Consider the following 17,960-nt stretch of genomic DNA (forward strand, 5'->3'; position numbering starts at 1 on the left):
CAGCCCTACTTCCTTGTACGGGGTGTGGCCTCACCTTACGCAGGGGTCGGGGCTCGGCTTCGGCAGGGCGCACGGTTGCACAGGTCTGCTCTGGCCGAGTCGTGTGAGCAGGCTGCGGGCCGCCGCGTCGTTCTGGCGGAAGCCGGGGGCGTTGGTGCGGGGTCGGGCGAAGGCGGAGTAGGCGCGGCCGTTGGTGTGCGGGCCGAGAGCGGTACGGCGTGGGTGCGGGGCGTTGGCGAGGGTCGGGTCGAGCAGGCGGCCGTCGGCCAGGGAGACGGTCAGCAGGCCGGACTCCTCCAGCAGCTCGCCATTGTGGGCGAGGCCGCGCAGGACGGGGTCCTCGGTGCGGGAGAGCACGTGCTTGGGCAGGTAGCCCTCGATCAGGGCGGTGGCGTGGACCCGGTGGCCGGGGGTGGTCGGGCTGGTGGCGACGAAGGTGCCGGTGTGTTCGTCGGGTTCGATCCGCAGGTCGGCGCCGAGGAAGCGGACGATCCCGGCGTCGGAGAGGGCAAGCAGTTGGCGGAGCCGGAAGCCGGGCGGGCCGGAGGCGAGGAAGTTGAAGAAGCCGAACCACCAGCCGTCGAGTTCGGTGGCGACCGAGTGGGCGGTGAGCCGGCCGGAGGCCAGGATCCGGGGGAGTTGGCCGAAGAGGGAGAGCAGGGCGAGGAAGGCGCCCAGGTCGGTGCTGTGCGCGGGGTCGGCGCGGCGGTCGGCGTCGGCCGTGATGTAGTCGCGCAGGTGCTGTTGGAGCTCGTCGGGGGCGAGCCGGAGGTCGGTGAGCGGGTGGTCCAGGGCTTCGAAGTCGAGCCGGTCGGCCGGGTCGGGGACGGCCTGCTCCACCAGGGCGGTCAGCTCGGGTGAGTACCAGTCCAGTCGGTCGTAGTGGTCCAGGAACTCGGCCCAGGGCAGCCGGACCCGTTCGACGTGCGCGTGGAACAGCTCGTGGTAGTGCCCGAAGCCGATCTCCTTGGCCATCAAGGGCCAGAAGTCCCTGCGGAGTTCGAGCGGCCCGGAGCCGGCCAGCACCCGGTCGACGGCGTCGGCGTCGAAGTACCGGGGCAGCGGGGCGGGCAGCCCCTGGAGCCGGTAGCCGGTTTTGGAGTGGTACGGCACGCCGCGCCGGGAGCCGACGTGGATCACCGGTTCGCGGCCGGACGGCAGGTAGACCGGTCCGTCCGGCGTCGGGACGAACCGGCCGCCCCGGCCTTCGGTGAGCATCGCGACCAGGTCGACGAAGGCCAGTCCGAAACCGCGCAGCACCAGCTGCTCGCCCGGGGCGACGCCGGAGAGGTCGACGTCCGAGGAGAAGGCGGGCGGCAGGTGGAACCGGCCGTGCCGGGCGGCGAAGTCGGCCAGTTCGCGCTGCCGGTGGTCGGGGGACGAGCCGAGGTGACCGAGGGTCAGCACCACCTGGTCGGCGATCAGGACGCCGTCGGAGAGCTGGACCAGCTGCGCGCCGTCCGGCGGACCGCCGACCGAACGGGCGGTGTCCCGGTGCACGGTGACCGTGACGTGTGGCGGCAGGTCGGCCAGCGCACGGCGGAACACCCAGTCCAGGTAGGCGCTCTGAGCCCGGCGGGTGGGGAAGTCGGTCGGTGCCAGCGAGCGCAGCTCGGCCCGGACCGCCGGGTCGGTGACCGGCCGGTACGGGGCGAACTGCTCAGGTGTGGCGGCCCATTCGGCCAGCGAGGGGCCGGGGCGGACCGGGCCTTCGATGGTGGCGGAGCCGTCGGTGAACATCGTCACGTCCTCGGCCATCGAGTTCATCCGCAGCAGCGGGGACTGGTCGTGCCGCCAGATCCGGCCGCCGCCGGGCGGGTGGGGGTCGACCAGGTGAATCTCCAACGGGCGTTCCGGCGGCAGCAGTTCGGCCGCGTTGGCGGCGATCCGCTCCAGCAGCCCGGTGCCGCGCGGTCCTGCTCCGATGATCGCCAGGGTGCTCAACCCGTCACCGCCGTCCGGGAGAAGAGGGCACGGGCACGTTGCAGCGGGGTGGGCGGCAGCGCGCCCCGGGTGGCACCCCGGGCGTAGTACCGCTCCAGGTAGTACTGGCCGACCGAGAGCACGGTGGTCACCGCGACGTACCAGACGGTGGCGACCAGCAGCAGCGGGATCACCTGGTAGGTCTGGTTGTAGATCAGCTGGGCCGAGTACAGCAGATCCTGGACCGCCAGCACGCTGACGATGCTGGTGCCCTTGAGGGTGCCGATCAGCATGTTCCCGGCGGTTGGCACGATCGAGCGCATCGCCTGCGGGACCACGATTCGGCGCAGCACCCGGGCCCGGCCGAGGCCGAGCGACTGGGCCGCCTCCAGCTGGCCGTGGTCCACCGAGAGGATGCCGCCGCGGACCACCTCGGCGGCGTACGCGGCCTCGTGCAGGGTGAGGCCGATCACGGCGGTCAGGGTCGGGCCGAACAGGTCGACCGTCTTCACGGTGAGGAACTCCGGGCCGAACGGGAGGCCCAGGCCGAGGGTCGGGTAGAGCGCGCCGATGTTGAACCAGAACAGCAGCTGGACCAGCAGCGGGGTGGACCGGAAGATCCAGACGAATCCCCAACTGATGCTCCGCAGGACCGGATTGTCGGAGAGTCGGCCCACCGCGATGACGGTGCCGAGGGCGAAGCCGAGCACCATCACGGCGGCGGTCAGCCAGAGCGTGAGCAGCAGGCCCTGCACGATCGCGGTGGTGGTGAAGTACTGCGCGACCACGTCCCATCCGAACGCCCGGTTGCGCAGGACGGAGTTGAGTACCATCGCCACGGCCAGCAGGGCGAGCACCGAGGCGACCGCCCGGCCTGGCCGTCGGCGGGCCACGATCGGTGCCTCGTCGGTCTGTTGGCGGGCGGGGGCGGACAGGACAGTGGCCATGGGCCGGCTCCAGACGTGGCTGGGCCGTCACGTCGGGCGGCGCCCCTCAACGCGCCCGGCCCCCGATCGTAGGCGTGAACGAACAGCACCTGTCAAGGGCGGTCCGTTCCTACTGATAACAGAACATGAAGGAATCCCGGAGAGGTTGACGCCCCGTGAGATCCGCTGTTCAACTTCCTCCATGGACCCCGAGCAGCAGCGCCTGGTGACGCGCGGCCACATCGACTTCGGTCGAGTGTGGTCGGCGGCGTGTTGCGCCTGACCCGGTAGTCGCGGCCGTCAGACCGGCCCCCCGTCCTGCCTGTCCCTCCCCCCTTCGCGCCGTCACGCGCCCAGCGCCCCTCGCGCACTCCTCTCGCACCCTCGCTCCCCGCGCTCTGTTGGCCTGCCCGGGTGCCGCTGCCCCCTGCTCGCTGCACGACGAAAGGCCCTTCGCCATGCCCGTCGAATTCCTCGGCATCGCCGCCACCGGTGACGGTTCGGAGACCACCGCCCGGACCACCGCCGCCTTCGACCGTGACTACACCCTGCGGTTGGCCCGCGCCCACGAGGAGTACGGCTGGGACCGGGTGCTGTTCGCCTACGGCTCCGGCTCGCCCGACCCGGCCCCCGCCGCCGCGTTCCTGGCGAGCAAGCTGGACACCCTGCAGATCCTGCTGGCCCACCGGCCGAACGTCTCCTACCCGACCTTCGCCGCCAAGACCTTCGCCACCCTGGACCAGATCAGCGACGGCCGGCTGACCGTGCACTTCATCACCGGCGGCAGCGACCAGGAGCAGGGCAGGGAGGGCGACTTCCTGACCAAGGACCAGCGCTACGCCCGCACCCGGGAGTACATCGCGCTGGTGAAGAAGATCTGGACCACCCGGGAGCGGTTCGACCACGAGGGCGAGTACTACCGCTTCCAGGACTTCGTCTCGGACGTCTTCCCGGTCCAGCAGCCGCGCCCGGACGTCTCGTTCGGCGGCTCCTCGCCCGCTGCCTACGCGGCGGGCGGCGCCGAGGCGGACATCTACTGCCTCTGGGGCGAGCCGCTGGCCCAAACCGCCGAGCAGATCGAGCGGGTCCGGCAGGCGGCCAGGGACGCCGGGCGAACCGACACGCCCCGCATTCAGGTGGCGTTCCGGCCGATCATCGCGCCGACCGAGGAACTGGCCTGGGAGAAGGCGCACCGTACCGTGGACCTGATCAAGTCCCGTACGTCGGAGGGCTCGTTGCTGCCCCGGGCGAAGGACGCGGAAGGCGGCTGGGCGCCGGAGAACACCGGCTCGCAGCGGCTGCTGGAGATCGCCGCCGCCGGGGAGCGCTACGACCGCGCGCTGTGGACCCCGACCGCCGCCGCGACCGGCGGCGCGGGCAACTCCAACGCGCTGGTCGGTACGCCGGAGACGGTGGCCCAGGCACTGCTGGACTACTACGACCTCGGCGTGGACATCCTCTCTGCCCGGGGCTACCACCTGCTGGACGACGCCATCGACTTCGGCCGCTACGTGATCCCGATCGTCCGCGAGGAGGTCGCCAAGCGCGACGCCGCCAAAGCGGCCGACCGGGAGCGGGACCGGCACCAGCTGATCGCCGTGCAGGCATGAGCTCGCTGCTGGAGTTCCGTCGGGTCACCCTGGCTGACCCGCTGACGGAGCCGCTGGTGCGGGAGCTCACCCACGAGTACGTCACCCGCTACGGCCCGGGCGGCCACCAGGAGATGAGCCGGTTTCCGGACAGTGAGTTCGAGGCTCCGGACGGTGCGCTGCTGCTCCTGCTGGCGGACGGCGAACCGGTGGCGGGCGGCGCGTACCGCCGGTACGACGGGCGGACCGCCGAGCTCAAGCGGATGTGGACGCACTCGGCGCACCGCCGGCGCGGCCTGGCCCGCCGGATGCTGGCCGAGCTGGAGCTCGCCGCCGAGGCGGCCGGCTACCGGCGGATCTTCCTCACCACCGGCCCGCGCCAGCCCGAGGCCAAGGGCCTCTACCTGGCCACCGGCTACACCCCGCTGTTCGACCTGGACCGCGATCCGGCGGTCTTCGCCCCCCTTCCCTTCGAGAAGCACCTGCCGACCCCGCACCTCCCCCGAAAGGCCCCGACCCCGTGAGACGCGCACCCGCAACGCTGACCGCCGCCGCCCTGCTGGTCCTCACCGCCTGCGGTTCGGGCGCGGGCAAGTCACCAGGCCCGGCCGGGAGTTCCGCGTTGGCGGCGGCGGCCCAGGACGTCGTCTCGACCGTGCCGAAGGCGGACAAGGCGGCCGCGCTGCTGCCCGAGGAGACCCGGAAGGCCGGAAGGCTCAAGCTCGGCGGCTCCTCGGGTACCCCGCCGAGCGCGTTCTACCCCGACCCGGCGGTGAAGAAGGCGGCCGGCCTCGATGTGGACTTCACCGACGCGGTGGCCAAGGTGCTCGGCATCAGCATCGAGCGCGAGGAGGCTGCCTTCGAGACCATCCTGCCCGCGCTCGACAGTGGCAAGTACGACCTCGGCACCGGCAACTTCGGAGTCACCACCGCCCGGCTGAAGACCATCGACTTCGTCACCTACATCAACGACGGCCAGGGCTTCGCGGTGAAGCGGGACAACACCGCACAGCAGCCGGTCAAGGAGATCGCCCAGCTCTGCGGCCTGACCATCGGCACCGGCGTCGGCACCACCTTCGAGACCACGTTGAACTCGAAGAAGAACGTCTGCACCGACGCCGGGAAGAAGCCGTACGAGGTGCGGGCCTTCTCCGACACCGGGGCCACCCTGACCAGCCTTCAGCAGGGCAAGGTCGACCTGGTGATGTCCACCATCAACGGCCTGCGGTACCAGGAGTCGCAGCCGGCCTCCGGCACCCGCTTCCTGAGCGAGTTCCGCCGGCTCGACGTGGGCTTCGCGTTCAAGAAGGGCTCACCGCTCGCACCGGCCTTCCAGGCGGCGGTCAACCAGCTGATCCAGGACGGCACCTACCAGAAGATCCTGCAGAAGTGGGGCACCACCGGGTCCGCCCTGACCACGTCCGAGATCAGCCCGCCCGAGCGTCCGTGAGGTCCGTCATGACCACCGTCACCTCCGAGAGACCGGCGGCCGCCGTCGTGGCGGACGACCTGGCCGCGCTGCCGGTGGTCCCGGCCCGGCACCCCTGGCGCTGGCTGGCCGGGGCGGCCGCCGTCGTGGTGGTGTCCCAGTTCGTGCACGGGCTGGCCACCAACCCGGGCTGGGACTGGCCCACCTTCCGGGCCTTCCTGACCACCGACACCATCCTGCGTTCGGTCGGTGTCACCCTCCAACTGACGCTGTACGGAACGGTGCTGGGCTTCCTGGTGGGCGCGGTGGTGGCCTTCCTGCGGCTGTCCAGGAGCCCGATCCTGCAGACCATCGCCTGGGTCTACGTCTGGGCCTTCCGGTCGATCCCGCTGATCGTCCAGTTGGTCTTCTGGTTCAACCTCTCCTACCTCTACAAGCGGTTCGGCATCGGCATCCCGTTCGGCCCGACGGTGCTGAGCTTCGAGACCATGGACCTGCTGGGCGCGCTCGGCGCCGCCGTGCTCGGGCTGGCGCTGCACCAGGCCGCGTACGCCGCCGAGATCATCCGGGCCGGGGTGATCTCGGTGGACGCCGGCCAGCTGGAGGCGGCCGCCGCCCTCGGCATCCCCCGGCTGCGGCAGATCCGCCGGATCGTGCTGCCGCAGGCGATGCGCTCGATCCTGCCGAACGCGGGCAACGAGGTGATCTCGCTGTTCAAGGGCTCCTCGATCGTCTACGTGATGGCGATCGGCGAACTCTTCTACCAGGTCCAGGTGGTGTACGGCCGGACCGGCCGGGTGGTGCCGCTGCTGATGGTGGCCACCGTCTGGTACGTGGTGCTGACCACGCTGCTCTCGGTCGGCCAGTACTACCTGGAGCGGTACTTCGCGCGTGGCTCGCAGCGCACCCCGCCGCCCACCCCGCTGCAACGGGCCCGCGCCCTGGTCCGGCAGATCCAGGCCACCCGACTCACCGCGCCCACAGGAGGCACCAGTTGACCGGCACGACGATGGTGGACATCCGGGGCCTGCACAAGAGCTTCGGCCAGTTGGAGGTGCTGCGCGGCGTGGACCTCCAGGTCGCCGCCGGTTCGGTGACGGTGGTGCTCGGGCCCTCCGGCTCCGGCAAGTCCACCCTGCTGCGGGCGGTCAACCACCTGGAGAAGCTCGACCGGGGCTACGTCTCGATCGACGGCGAGCTGATCGGCTACCGCCGCTCCGGCGGCAAGCTGTACGAGCTGAAGGAGGGTGAGGTGCTGCGCCAGCGCACCCACATCGGCTTCGTCTTCCAGAACTTCAACCTCTTCCCGCACCTCACCGTGCTGGAGAACGTCACCGAGGCACCGATCAGCGCACTGCGCCGGCCGAAGGCCGTCGCCCGGAAGCAGGCGCTGGAGCTGCTGGACCGGGTCGGTCTGGCCGACAAGGCCGAGGTCTACCCGAGGCAGCTCTCCGGTGGCCAGCAGCAGCGGGTGGCGATCGCCCGGGCGCTGGCGCTGGAGCCCAAGGTGCTGCTCTTCGACGAGCCGACCTCGGCCCTGGACCCGGAGCTGGTCGGCGAGGTGCTGGACGTCATCAAGGACCTGGCCCGGACCGGCACCACGATGATCGTGGTCACCCACGAGATCGGCTTCGCCCGCGAGGTGGCCGACACGGTGGTCTTCATGGACAGCGGCGTGGTGGTCGAACAGGGCCCACCGGCCGCCGTGCTGGACGCACCGCAGCACGAGCGCACCCGCGCCTTCCTCTCCAAGGTCCTCTGACCCTCCTCTCCCTTCCACACCTCTGGAGCTCCGCCATGTCCCTACCCCGTCGCGCCCTCGTCGCCGCCGCCGCCGGTCTGACCGCCACCCTGCTGCTCACCGCCTGCGGCGGCGAGGCCGCCGCCGACCTGAGCGCGGGGAAGGGCAACACCGCGCCGGACGGGACCAAGGTGAACCTGACGGCCGACCAGAAGCGGGTGACCACCGCCAAGGTGGACGCGATCGCCGCGCTGGTGCCGGAGGAGATCCGCAAGCGCGGCACCTTGCGGGTGGTCGACTCGCTCGGCACCACCCCGCCGCTGGACTTCTACGCCGACGACAACAAGACCGTCATCGGCGCCGAGCCGGACATCGCGTACCTGGTCGGCAACGTGCTCGGGCTCAAGGTCGAGCTCAGCCCGGTCTCCTGGGAGAACATCTTCGTCGGCCTGGACGCAGGCAAGTACGACGTGGGCTTCTCCAACATCACCGTGACGGAGGCGCGGAAGGAGAAGTACGACTTCGCCACCTACCGGCTGGACATCCTCGGCTTCGAGGCGAAGAAGGGGGCCGGCTGGAAGGTCGCCGGGCCCAAGGACGTGGCCGGGCACACCATCGCGGTGGCCTCCGGCACCAACCAGGAGAAGCTGCTGATCGCCTGGAACGAGGAGAACCTGAGAAACGGGCTGAAGCCGGTCGACATCAAGTACTTCCAGAACTCCTCCGACTACTACCTGGCGCTCGGCTCGGGCCGGATCGACGCCTACCTCGGCCCGAACCCGACCGCCGCCTTCCACGTCGCGCAGACCGGTGAGACCGAGATCATCGGCACCTACTCGGGCGCGGGGGCGGAGGTGCTCGGCAAGATCGCGGCCACCACGAAGAAGGACAACGGCCTGGTCAAGGCAGTGCACGAGGCCATCGGCGAGACCGTCAGGAACGGCACCTACGGCCAGGTGCTCAAGCGCTGGGGGCTGGAGAACGAGGCCGTGCAGAGCTCCGAGCTGAACCCGCCCGGTCTGCCGAAGACCAAGCCGTAGCCCGCTGTTCCCCTCGGAGTCGCCGTCGTGTGGTGGACTCTCAGCGACACGGTGGTACTCGGGGGGAGCGGACACATGCGGGCCGGCGACATTCTGGACGGCAAGTACCAGCTGGTCGAGGAGATCGGCCGGGGCGGCTTCGGGGTGGTCTGGCGATCCGTCGACACCCGGCTCGGCCGGGAGATCGCGGTCAAGGTGATCTCCGACTCGGCAGAGCTCGGGGCCGGGGACATCGCCCGGTTCAGCCATGAGGCGCGGGCGGTGGCCAAGCTGAACCACCCGCACATCGTCACCCTGCACGACATCGGCGAGACCGCGACCGGCCGCCCGTACCTGGTGATGGAGCTGGTGCCGGGCCGCTCGCTGGCGGCGGTGGCCAAGCAGGCCAGGCCCGGGCTGCCGCAGGTGCTGGACTGGCTGGGCCAGGTCTGCGTGGCGCTGGCCGCCGCCCACCGGGCCGACGTGGTGCACCGGGACATCAAGCCCGAGAACATCATGATCACCGACTCCGGCAGCGCCAAGGTGCTGGACTTCGGCATCGCCCGGCTGGACGGCCGCCCGGGCGGCCTGACCACGGTCGGGTCGGTGATCGGCAGCCCGATCTACCTGGCGCCCGAGCGCTGGGCGGACGGGCCGGTGGACGGCCGGGTCGACCTGTACGCGGTCGGCTGCATGCTCTACGAACTGTGCGTCGGGCAGCGGCCGTTCAACGCCGGGACGGTGGTCGGGCTGATGCGCCAGCATGTCGACGTCCAGCCGCCGAGACCCCGTCAGCTCGCCCCGGAGCTGCCGCTGCTGCTGGAGCGGCTGATCCTCGACCTGCTCGCCAAGGACCCGGCGGACCGCCCGGCCGACGGTCGCGAGGTGGCCCGTCGGCTGGCCGAGATCAAGCCGGGCCGGGTCGACGAACTCCGGGCCGGGGCCGACGCCGCCTGGGCCCTCGGGGCGGCCGGTTCACCCGCCGAGGCGGCCCGTCGGCTCTGGCCACTGATCGGCGAGTTCGCCCGCGAGTGCGGCCCGCACGACCCGCGCACCCTGCGGACCTGCCACGACCTGGCGATCTGGTTCGCCGCCGACGGACGGGTGCCCGAGGCGGTCGGGCTGCTCGGTGACGTGCTCGGCACCGGCCTCGCCGGTCGGCAGGCCGAGGACGCCGCCCGCGACCTGGCCCGGCTGACCGGGCAGCTGCCGCCCAAGGCCGTCCCGGTCACCGGGCAACTGGCGCTGCTGGTCGGCTGAGCCCGGCCAACAGCCGGGAGCCGTGCTGTCAACAGTGCGGGACGCTGATTCCGGCCCCCGGTGACTTGGACGAATTGATAGGAACTGGCCGATCGGTCCCCCCTGGTTCGCAGGCCTGACCGGTTGATATACCTCGGATGCATAGGACGGGAGAGGTGTGCGGCCTCCTCGATGGCATGCGACGAACCAGGTGGTGATGGGCAGTGAAGCTCCTCCGTGTCGGCCCTCAGGGCGCCGAGCGCCCTGTGGTGCTGGGTCAGGACGGCACCGCTTTCGACCTCTCCGGCCGGACCCCGGACATCGACGGGGCCTTCCTGGCCGCGCTCGACCCGGCCGAGCTGGCCCGCGCGGTGGCGGCCGGTGAGTTCCCGGAGACCGACCTCGCCGGGGAGCGGATCGGCGCGCCGGTGGTGCGTCCGGGCAAGGTGGTCGGGATCGGTCTCAACTACCGGGACCACGCCGAGGAGGCGGGCGCCGCGATCCCGGCCGAGCCGGTGGTCTTCCTCAAGCCCAGCAACACCGTGGTCGGCCCGTACGACGAGGTGCTGATCCCGCGTGGCGGCGAGAAGACCGACTACGAGGTCGAGCTGGCCATCGTGATCGGGCGGACCGCCCGCTACCTGGACAGCGAGGCCGAGGCGGCGACGGTGATCGCCGGGTACGCCACGGTCAACGACGTGACCGAGCGGGCGTTCCAGTTCGAGCGCGGCGGGCAGTGGGACAAGGGCAAGTCGGCGGAGACCTTCACCCCGCTCGGCCCCTGGCTGGTGACGCCCGACGAGGTCGGCGACCCGCAGCGGCTCGGGCTCCGGCTCTGGGTCAACGGCGAGCTCCGGCAGGACGGCAGCACCGCGGCGATGATCTTCCCGGTGTACGAGGTGGTCCGCTACCTCAGCCAGTTCATGGTGCTCGAACCGGGCGACGTGATCGTCACCGGCACCCCCGCCGGCGTCACCCTCGGCCGACCGGGCACGCCGTTCCTGCGGCCCGACGACGTGGTCGAGCTGGAGGTCGACGGGCTCGGGCGGCAGCGCCAGGTGCTCGGCAAGGCCTGAGCCTTTCGCAGGTCCCCGAGCATCTACGGTCAGGGGCTCGGGGAACTGCGAGGAGATCCGGCGCCGGGGTCACTGCGAAAGTGCCTGACCACCTACGTACGGATCACCTTGTACGAGGTTGGCGTCGCAGTTCCCCGAGCCCCTGGTGGCTGATGTCCGGAGGGGTCAGCCGAGCAGCCGGGCCAGCAGGTCCGGATGGTCGGCCAGGCCGGTGGTGAGCATGCGGCGGGCGTGCGGTTCGAAGGCCGGGTAGTCCACCGACCCCCAGTCGATGCCGCCGAGCGGCGGCTGGGGGTCGTACTCGATGAACAGCTGGACGGTGCGGGCGAGTTCGGTGCCCGCCAGCTGCTCGACCAGGTGCAGGGCCAGGTCGATCCCGGCCGAGACCCCGGCACCGGTGAGGAACGGCCCGTCCGAGACCCAGCGTTCGGCCACCGGGGTCGCGCCGAACTTGTGGAGCAGCCCGCGCAGGCCCCAGTGCGTGGTGGCGCGCCGTCCCTCCAGCAGGCCCGCCGCACCGAGCAGCAGTGAGCCGGTGCAGACCGAGGCGACCGTTTCGGCGGTGCCGGCCGCCTGCCGCAGCCAGTCCAGCAGGTGCTGGTCCGCCAGCGCGGTCATCGTGGGTGCGGCGCCGCCCGGGACCAGCACCACGTCCGGTGCCGTCACCTGGGCGAAGGTGTGACTCGGGGCCAGCCGCAGCGGGGTGTCCGTCCCGACCGGGGAGAGGTCGTGGCCGACCACCACCACCCGGTAGGACGGGTCGAGCGAGGCCAGTGCCGAGAGCACCTGGAGCGGTCCGACCAGGTCGAGCGGGGTGAGGCCGGGGTAGACGACGAAAGCGATGGTCTTGGTCATGCCGTCACCCTCCGCCGGGCCCGGGCGGCCGGGCCAGCACCGGGCGGCGGCAGGTCCGGAATCCTGGGGTGCAGGTCGGTCCGCCATAGGGTGGGTGCCATGACGGAGCGACAGATCGTGGTGGTCGGCTACGACGCGGCGGAGCTGCTGGACATCGCCTGCGTCACGACCACCTTCGCGACGGCCAACCGCCTTGGTGCGGAACCGCGTTACGCGATCGCGGTGGCCACCCCCGGTGGTCGTCCGATCGGCTGCGGATCCGGGATCTCGCTGGACGGTGGCCGCAGCCTGGAGCGGCTCAGGGGGCCGCTGGACACCTTGGTGGTCACCGGCGGGTTCGGCCACGAGGCGGCCGCGGCCAGCCCGTTGATCGTCGGACACGTCCGCAGGCTGGCCAGGGAGAGCCGCCGGGTGGCCTCGGTCTGCACCGGCGCCGGTGTGCTGGCGGCCGCCGGGCTGCTGGACGGCAGGCGGGCCACCACGCACTGGAGCTACGCGGCCCAACTCGCCGCCGGCTACCCGGCGGTGGAGGTCGACCCGGCGCCGATCTTCATCCGGGACGGCGAGGTCGCGACGGCGGCGGGCGTCACCAGCGCGCTCGACCTGACGCTCGCCTTCGTCGCCGACGACCACGGCCCCGGGTTGGCCAGGTCGGTGGCCCGAGCCCTGGTCACCTATCTGCAACGGCCGGGCAACCAGGCGCAGATGAGCATGTACGTGAGCACCGGTGCGCCCTGGCACGACGCGGTCCGCCGGGCGGTCGACCACGTCGCGGGCCATCTGACGGCGGACCTCGGCGCGGCAGCGCTGGCCGAGGTCGCGGGGGTCGGCGAGCGGCAGCTGACCCGGCTGTTCGCCGAGCAGCTCGGCCGGACGCCGGGACGGTTCGTCCGGGACGCCCGGCTGGAGGCGGCGGCGCAGCTGCTGACCACCACCGCGCTGCCGGTCGCCAGGGTGGCGGTGCACTGCGGCTTCCGCTCCGCAGAGGCCCTCCGGCAGGCGTTCACCGTGCGCTACGGCGTGCCGCCCTCGCGTTTCCGGCGGTCGGGTCGCTGCGAAATTGCCTGACCAGCTACGCACGGGTGACCTTTTTCGAGGTCGGCGTCGCCCCGCGGCGGAGCCGCCCATCAGCAGGGCCCCGAGCCCCTGATGGCTGAGCCCGGAGCGCAAGTGGTCAGGTGAGGAGTTGCCGGAGCCTCGCCGCCAAGGCGGTGGCGCGGCCGGTGGGGCCCTCCTGCCCGAGGAGGCGGGTGAGGACCTCGGCGGTCTGGGGGTCGTGCAGGGCGGTGGCGGCGGTCATCACGACGAACTCGTCGAGCAGCCACTCGCGGAGCGACTCGGGCGGGATCTGCCGGCCCTCGTCGAGCCAGCTGAGGGCGGAGGCCTCGACCACCGAGATCCAGGACCGGACCAGCAGGGTCAGCCGGGGCCCGGCGGCCTCCCGGACCCCGAGGTGACGGACCGTCCGGCGGAGGGCGGCCCGCCGGACCTCGTCCACGATCGCCCCGGTCCGGGCGGTCTCGACCACCGAGCCGCCGCGGAGCAGTGCGCCGTAGCCGGTGTGGTGCTCGGAGACGAAGTCGAAGTAGCGGTCCAGGACCGCCGAGAGCTGTTCGGTGGGGGTGCCGTCCGGCGGGACGGTGAACCGGCTCGCGAGCTCCTCGGCGGCGCTGCGCAGGGCGGCCTCGTACAGCTGCTGCTTCCCGGCGAAGTAGCGGTAGACCAGCGGTCGGGAGGCTCCGGCCGCCTCGGCCACGTCGTCCAGGCTCACCTCCTCCGGCGGGCGGGAGGCGAAGAGCTCCAGGGCGACGGCGATCAGCTGCTCGCGCCGTTGCTGCACCGGAAGTCGCCGGTAGCCGGGCCGCCGGGCTGCCGGATCGGACGAGGTCGTTGCGCTGACTGCCATGGCGGCCAGGGTAGCCGTCCGGTCGCCGTTTGCCGCCGTGCTCGGCGGGTCCGTCCGTTGAAACGGGCATATCGGACCATCATGTGACCAGATGTCAGCGGCGTTCGGGAGCACAGATGCAGGAGACCGTGCAGGAGCCGGTGGCCACGAGCCTTCCGGTCAGGGCGCTGCGGGCGGTCTGGAGGTACATCCGGGCGGCGCCGGGCACGTACTGCTGGCTGCTGCTGCTGGCCTTCACCAGCTTCGTGGTGGCCAGGATCGACCCGGCCAACCTGGACTGGTTCCTGGGCAAGCGCAGCACCAACATCGACCAGCTCCGCTCGCACCCCGTGCACGCACTGCTGGCCAGCGCGATCTGGACCGAGCAGTCGGCGTTCTTCTTCTACTTCGTGATCTTCAACATCTTCCATGTGCCGGTCGAACGTTGGCTGGGCACCTGGCGCTGGCTCACGGTCGCGCTCACCGCCCACGTGCTGGCCACCTTCATCAGCGAGGGCATCGTCGCCTGGGGCGTGGACGCGGGGCGGTTGCCCGAGAACATGGCGACCACCGTGGACGTCGGGGTCAGTTACGCGCTGGCCGGGGTCGAGGGCGTGCTGACCTACCGGTTCGCCGGTCGCTGGCGCTGGCTCTACGGCGGCGGGCTGCTGTTCTTCTACCTGCTGCCGCTGGTCACCTCGCACACCTTCACCGACCTCGGGCACTTCTGCTCGGTGCTGATCGGCCTGAGCTTCTACCGGTTCGCCCGGGGGCGGCCGACCTGGGACCCGGTGGCCGCCTGGCGGAGCAGGCCGTGGCGGCATGCGAACTGACGGTACATCGGCACAAGCCTAGGCAAAGGGGCTTGCAAACCCGGCCTCCTGCGGAAGGATGGCCGAATGGTTGAAGCACTGATCAACTCCCCTGCCGACGGCACCACCCCCCGCCGTATCGCCGATGCTTACGTCCACGCGCTGGCCGCTCTCGACCCGGTGACCGCGGTCTACCTGGGCCTCGGTCCGGACGACGACGACCGACTGCCCGACCTCTCGCCGACCGGCATTGAGGCGGTGGCCGAGCTGGCCCGCCGCACTCTGGCCGAGCTGGACGCGGCCGAGTCGGCCGGGGCCGCGGCGGACGACGCCGAGCTGCGCTGCGCCCGGCTGCTCCGCGAGCGTCTGACCGCCGAACTCGCCGTGCACGACGCGGGCGAGAACTTCCGGGCGGTCCGCAACCTGGGGTCGCCGCTGCACGGAGTGCGCGAGGTCTTCACCATCGTGCCCACCGAGACGCCGGAGCACTGGGCCCTGATCGGCCGCCGGATGGGCCGGCTGCCGGTCGCGGTGGCCCAGTACCGTGAGCTGCTCACCGAGGGCATCGAGCGCGGACTGCTCTCGGGCCCGCGCCAGGTGGTCACGGTGGTCGGCCAGATCGAGGAGTGGCTGACCGGGGATCAGCCGGGGGGCTGGTTCGGTGAGTTCGTTCAGGGCGCGCCGCAGGAGCAGCGCGCGGAGCTGACCGCGATCGCGGTCACGGCGGCCGAGTCGTTCGGTGAGCTGCGGGACTGGCTTCGGGACGTCTACGGTGCGGCGGCCGCCGGACAGCCCGACACCACGGGCCGGGAGCGGTACGCCCGCTGGGTGCGCTACTGGACCGGCTCCGACCTGGACCTGGACGAGGCGTACGGCTGGGCGTGGGAGCAGTTCCACGAGCTGGACGCGCAGATGCGGGCCGAGGCCGGGAAGGTGCTCCCCGGCAGCACGCCGATGGCGGCGATGGCCTGGCTGGAGAGCGACGGCCCGGCGATCAAGGGCGAGGAGAACGTCCGCGCCTACCTGCAGAACCTGATGGACACCGCGATCTCCGACCTCCAGGGCGTGCACTTCGACCTGGCGGACCCGCTGCTCCAGGTGGAGTCCAGGATCGCCCCGAGTGGCAGCGCCGCGGCCCCGTACTACACCGCCCCTTCGCTGGACTTCTCCCGCCCGGGCCGGACCTGGCTGCCGGTGCTCGGCCGGGACAGCTTCCCGGTCTGGGACCTGGTCTCCACCTGGTACCACGAGGGCGTGCCCGGTCACCATCTCCAGCTGGCCCAGTGGACGTACGTCGCGGACCGGCTCTCCACCTACCAGGTCACCCTCGGCGGGGTCAGTGCCAACCTGGAGGGCTGGGCGCTGTACGCCGAGCGCCTGATGGACGAGCTGGGCTACCTGACCGACCCCGGGCAGCGGCTCGGCTACCTGAACGCCCAGATGATGCGGGCGCTGCGGGTGATCGTGGACATCGGTATGCACGTCGGCCTGGAGTTCCCGGCCGACTCCCCGTTCATGCCCGGCGAGCCGATGCTGCCGGACGACGCCCGGGAGTTCTTCGGCCGGTACTGCGGGCTCTCGGCCGACTTCCTGGACAGCGAGCTGATCCGCTACCTCGGGCTGCCCGGCCAGGCGATCGGCTACAAGCTCGGCGAGCGGGCCTGGCTGCGCGGCCGGGCGGCGGCCCGGGCGGCGGCCGGGGCCAGGGGCGAGGTCTTCGACCAGAAGGCCTGGCACATGGCGGCACTGTCCCAGGGATCGCTGGGACTGGACGACCTGGTCGAGGTGCTGGCCGCGCTCTGATCTGTCCAAATCTGGACATAAACCCTTAAAACCTGTTGCTTGTCGCCCTTTCGAGGGATCTCCTGGAGAGAGTGTTGCCCCAAACAGCTCTCCCGGAGTCTCTCGGAAGGCGGCAAATCGGTGTCCCAGCAACCCGCTCCCGCAGACCAGACGGTGGATCCCCGGCGCTGGTGGGCGCTGGCCGTGATCGCCATCGCCCAGCTGATGATCGTGCTGGACGCGACCATCGTGAACATCGCCCTCCCCTCCGCCCAGCAGGCACTGGGGATCTCGGATGCCAACCGGCAATGGGTGATCACCGCCTACACGCTGGCCTTCGGCGGCCTGCTGCTGCTCGGCGGCCGGATCGGCGACCTGTTCGGCCGCAAGCGCACCTTCACCGTCGGGCTGCTCGGCTTCGCGGTCGCCTCCGCCATCGGCGGGTTCGCCACCGAGGGCTGGATGCTGTTCGCGGCCCGCGCGCTCCAGGGGGCCTTCGGTGCGCTGCTCGCCCCCTCGGCTCTGTCGCTGCTCTCCAACACCTTCACCGATGCCAAGGAGCGGTCCACCGCCTTCGGCATCTTCGGCGCCATCGCGGGCGGCGGCGCCGCGATCGGGCTGATCTCCGGTGGGCTGCTCACCGAGTACCTGAACTGGCGCTGGTGCCTGTTCGTCAACATCCCGATCGCCATCGGTGCGGCGATCGGCGCGTACTACCTGCTCGCGCGCGACCACATCGAGAAGGGCCACCGGATCAAGCTCGACCTGCCGGGCGCGGTGCTCGGCTGCGGCGGCCTGCTCGCCATCGTGTTCGGCACCTCGCAGGCGACCAGCCGGGGCTGGGGCGACTGGCTGGTGATCGGCTGCCTGCTGCTCGGCGCCGCCCTGCTGACGGCCTTCGCCCTGTTCGAGCGCCGGACCACGCACCCGCTGATGCCGCCGCACATCGTCGGCGACCGGAACCGGGGCGGCGCCGCGATCGCGGTCGGCATGGCGATGATCGGGATGTTCGGCCTGTTCCTCTTCCTCACCTACTACCTCCAGGCCGTCAAGGGCTACTCCCCGGTGATGGCCGGTGTCGCCTTCCTGCCGATGACCGCCGCGATCATCGGCAGCTCGACCGGTATCGCCGCCCGGCTGATGACCCGAGTACCGTCCCGGAACCTGGTGGTGCCCGGTCTGCTGCTGGCCGCCGCCGGTATGGCCTGGCTGATCCAGATGAAGGTCGACAGCTCCTACACGACCGTGGTGCTGCCCAGTGAGCTGCTGCTCGGCTTCGGCATGGGCATGGTCTTCATGCCGACCATGAGCCTGGCCACCCTCGGGGTGGCACCGTACGAGACCGGCGCGGCCTCCGCCATCATCAACACCGCTCAGCAGGTGGGTGGTTCGATCGGCACCGCGCTGCTCAACACCATCGCGGCCAGCGCCACGGCCGCCTACCTGGCGACCCGGAACGCGGGCACCCCGGGGGTCCAGTCGGCCGGCGCGGTGCACGGCTACGTGGTGGCGACCGTGGTGGCGATGTGCATCCTGCTGACGGCGGCGCTGATCACCTTCCTGATGATCGACCACAAACCGAAGCCGGGGGAGGCGGAGTCCGCCGAGGCCACGGCGGAGATGCTGGCCTGAGCGGTCTGCAATCCCTTGCGGAATCTTGCCGCAAGGGATTGCCCATGTCCTG

General features: G+C 71.4%; 16 protein-coding genes. 12 read left to right on the forward strand and 4 right to left on the reverse strand.

What is annotated here, in order from left to right:
- Nucleotides 1-30: 30 nt before the first annotated feature.
- Nucleotides 31-1,944: an FAD/NAD(P)-binding protein gene (locus ACXJMZ_RS13895; protein ID WP_457030330.1), complete on the reverse strand. Its 1,914-nt coding sequence runs from the start codon at nt 1,942-1,944 to the stop codon at nt 31-33.
- Nucleotides 1,941-2,870: an amino acid ABC transporter permease gene (locus tag ACXJMZ_RS13900; protein ID WP_457030331.1), complete on the reverse strand. Its 930-nt coding sequence runs from the start codon at nt 2,868-2,870 to the stop codon at nt 1,941-1,943. Before ACXJMZ_RS13900 ends, ACXJMZ_RS13895 begins: the two co-directional genes overlap by 4 nt.
- A 437-nt stretch (nt 2,871-3,307) precedes the next feature.
- Between ACXJMZ_RS13900 and ACXJMZ_RS13905 the strand changes: the two genes are divergently transcribed.
- The 8 genes from ACXJMZ_RS13905 (at nt 3,308) to ACXJMZ_RS13940 (ending at nt 10,942) form a co-directional block, all read left to right on the forward strand.
- The gene (locus tag ACXJMZ_RS13905; RefSeq protein WP_457030332.1) at nt 3,308-4,459 is read left to right on the forward strand and encodes an LLM class flavin-dependent oxidoreductase; all 1,152 of its coding nucleotides are present in this window, start codon (nt 3,308-3,310) and stop codon (nt 4,457-4,459) included.
- The gene (locus ACXJMZ_RS13910) at nt 4,456-4,962 is read left to right on the forward strand and encodes a GNAT family N-acetyltransferase (RefSeq protein WP_457030333.1); all 507 of its coding nucleotides are present in this window, start codon (nt 4,456-4,458) and stop codon (nt 4,960-4,962) included. Before ACXJMZ_RS13905 ends, ACXJMZ_RS13910 begins: the two co-directional genes overlap by 4 nt.
- Nucleotides 4,959-5,888, forward strand: coding sequence for an ABC transporter substrate-binding protein (locus ACXJMZ_RS13915; protein WP_457030334.1), 930 nt, complete (start codon nt 4,959-4,961; stop codon nt 5,886-5,888). The genes ACXJMZ_RS13910 and ACXJMZ_RS13915 overlap by 4 nt, the downstream gene beginning before the upstream one ends.
- 8 nt (nt 5,889-5,896) lie before the next feature.
- Nucleotides 5,897-6,865 carry an amino acid ABC transporter permease gene (locus tag ACXJMZ_RS13920; protein ID WP_457030335.1) on the forward strand — a complete coding sequence of 323 codons (969 nt, stop codon included), beginning with the start codon at nt 5,897-5,899 and terminating at the stop codon, nt 6,863-6,865.
- 11 nt (nt 6,866-6,876) lie between these two features.
- A complete protein-coding gene (locus ACXJMZ_RS13925; RefSeq protein WP_457030356.1) occupies nt 6,877-7,629 on the forward strand; it encodes an amino acid ABC transporter ATP-binding protein in 753 nt (250 codons plus the stop codon).
- Between the two features lie 35 nt (nt 7,630-7,664).
- On the forward strand, nt 7,665-8,648 hold the full coding sequence (locus ACXJMZ_RS13930) for an ABC transporter substrate-binding protein (RefSeq protein ID WP_457030336.1): 984 nt from the start codon (nt 7,665-7,667) through the stop codon (nt 8,646-8,648).
- 75 nt (nt 8,649-8,723) lie between these two features.
- Nucleotides 8,724-9,887, forward strand: coding sequence for a serine/threonine-protein kinase (locus ACXJMZ_RS13935; RefSeq protein WP_457030337.1), 1,164 nt, complete (start codon nt 8,724-8,726; stop codon nt 9,885-9,887).
- 203 nt (nt 9,888-10,090) lie between these two features.
- Entirely contained in the window at nt 10,091-10,942 is an 852-nt protein-coding gene (locus ACXJMZ_RS13940; protein WP_457030338.1) for a fumarylacetoacetate hydrolase family protein, read from the forward strand.
- A gap of 165 nt (nt 10,943-11,107) precedes the next feature.
- On the opposite strand, the gene ACXJMZ_RS13945 is transcribed toward ACXJMZ_RS13940, so the two are convergent.
- Nucleotides 11,108-11,797, reverse strand: a complete 690-nt coding sequence (locus ACXJMZ_RS13945) for a DJ-1/PfpI family protein (RefSeq protein ID WP_457030339.1) — start codon at nt 11,795-11,797, stop codon at nt 11,108-11,110.
- A 99-nt stretch (nt 11,798-11,896) separates the two neighbouring features.
- On the opposite strand from ACXJMZ_RS13945, the gene ACXJMZ_RS13950 reads away from it, so the two are divergent.
- Entirely contained in the window at nt 11,897-12,865 is a 969-nt protein-coding gene (locus ACXJMZ_RS13950) for a GlxA family transcriptional regulator (RefSeq protein WP_457030340.1), read from the forward strand.
- A gap of 106 nt (nt 12,866-12,971) precedes the next feature.
- Here ACXJMZ_RS13950 and ACXJMZ_RS13955 read toward each other — a convergent pair whose 3' ends face one another.
- Nucleotides 12,972-13,703 carry a TetR/AcrR family transcriptional regulator gene (locus ACXJMZ_RS13955; RefSeq protein ID WP_457030341.1) on the reverse strand — a complete coding sequence of 244 codons (732 nt, stop codon included), beginning with the start codon at nt 13,701-13,703 and terminating at the stop codon, nt 12,972-12,974.
- Nucleotides 13,704-13,819: 116 nt separating this feature from the next.
- Here ACXJMZ_RS13955 and ACXJMZ_RS13960 point away from each other — a divergent pair, with 116 nt between their 5' ends.
- From ACXJMZ_RS13960 to ACXJMZ_RS13970, 3 genes are all read left to right on the forward strand, one after another.
- On the forward strand, nt 13,820-14,515 hold the full coding sequence (locus ACXJMZ_RS13960) for a rhomboid-like protein (RefSeq protein WP_457030342.1): 696 nt from the start codon (nt 13,820-13,822) through the stop codon (nt 14,513-14,515).
- Nucleotides 14,516-14,581: 66 nt separating this feature from the next.
- A complete protein-coding gene (locus ACXJMZ_RS13965; protein ID WP_457030343.1) occupies nt 14,582-16,297 on the forward strand; it encodes a DUF885 domain-containing protein in 1,716 nt (571 codons plus the stop codon).
- Between the two features lie 204 nt (nt 16,298-16,501).
- Nucleotides 16,502-17,908 carry an MFS transporter gene (locus tag ACXJMZ_RS13970; RefSeq protein WP_457030357.1) on the forward strand — a complete coding sequence of 469 codons (1,407 nt, stop codon included), beginning with the start codon at nt 16,502-16,504 and terminating at the stop codon, nt 17,906-17,908.
- The last annotated feature ends 52 nt before the right edge of the window (nt 17,909-17,960 follow it).

It is taken from the genome of Kitasatospora sp. P5_F3, from assembly GCF_054049135.1.

Bases quoted from the DNA above. Each gene is read 5' to 3' on its own strand.
- ACXJMZ_RS13970 (WP_457030357.1), top strand. From the start codon at position 16,502: ATGATCGTGCTGGACGCGACCATCGTGAACATCGCCCTCCCCTCCGCC.
- ACXJMZ_RS13905 (WP_457030332.1), top strand. From the start codon at position 3,308: ATGCCCGTCGAATTCCTCGGCATCGCCGCCACCGGTGACGGTTCGGAG.
- ACXJMZ_RS13960 (WP_457030342.1), top strand. From the start codon at position 13,820: ATGCAGGAGACCGTGCAGGAGCCGGTGGCCACGAGCCTTCCGGTCAGG.
- ACXJMZ_RS13925 (WP_457030356.1), top strand. From the start codon at position 6,877: ATGGTGGACATCCGGGGCCTGCACAAGAGCTTCGGCCAGTTGGAGGTG.
- ACXJMZ_RS13930 (WP_457030336.1), top strand. From the start codon at position 7,665: ATGTCCCTACCCCGTCGCGCCCTCGTCGCCGCCGCCGCCGGTCTGACC.
- ACXJMZ_RS13935 (WP_457030337.1), top strand. From the start codon at position 8,724: ATGCGGGCCGGCGACATTCTGGACGGCAAGTACCAGCTGGTCGAGGAG.
- ACXJMZ_RS13950 (WP_457030340.1), top strand. From the start codon at position 11,897: ATGACGGAGCGACAGATCGTGGTGGTCGGCTACGACGCGGCGGAGCTG.
- ACXJMZ_RS13965 (WP_457030343.1), top strand. From the start codon at position 14,582: ATGGTTGAAGCACTGATCAACTCCCCTGCCGACGGCACCACCCCCCGC.
- ACXJMZ_RS13900 (WP_457030331.1), bottom strand. From the start codon at position 2,870: ATGGCCACTGTCCTGTCCGCCCCCGCCCGCCAACAGACCGACGAGGCA.
- ACXJMZ_RS13910 (WP_457030333.1), top strand. From the start codon at position 4,456: ATGAGCTCGCTGCTGGAGTTCCGTCGGGTCACCCTGGCTGACCCGCTG.
- ACXJMZ_RS13945 (WP_457030339.1), bottom strand. From the start codon at position 11,797: ATGACCAAGACCATCGCTTTCGTCGTCTACCCCGGCCTCACCCCGCTC.
- ACXJMZ_RS13955 (WP_457030341.1), bottom strand. From the start codon at position 13,703: ATGGCAGTCAGCGCAACGACCTCGTCCGATCCGGCAGCCCGGCGGCCC.
- ACXJMZ_RS13920 (WP_457030335.1), top strand. From the start codon at position 5,897: ATGACCACCGTCACCTCCGAGAGACCGGCGGCCGCCGTCGTGGCGGAC.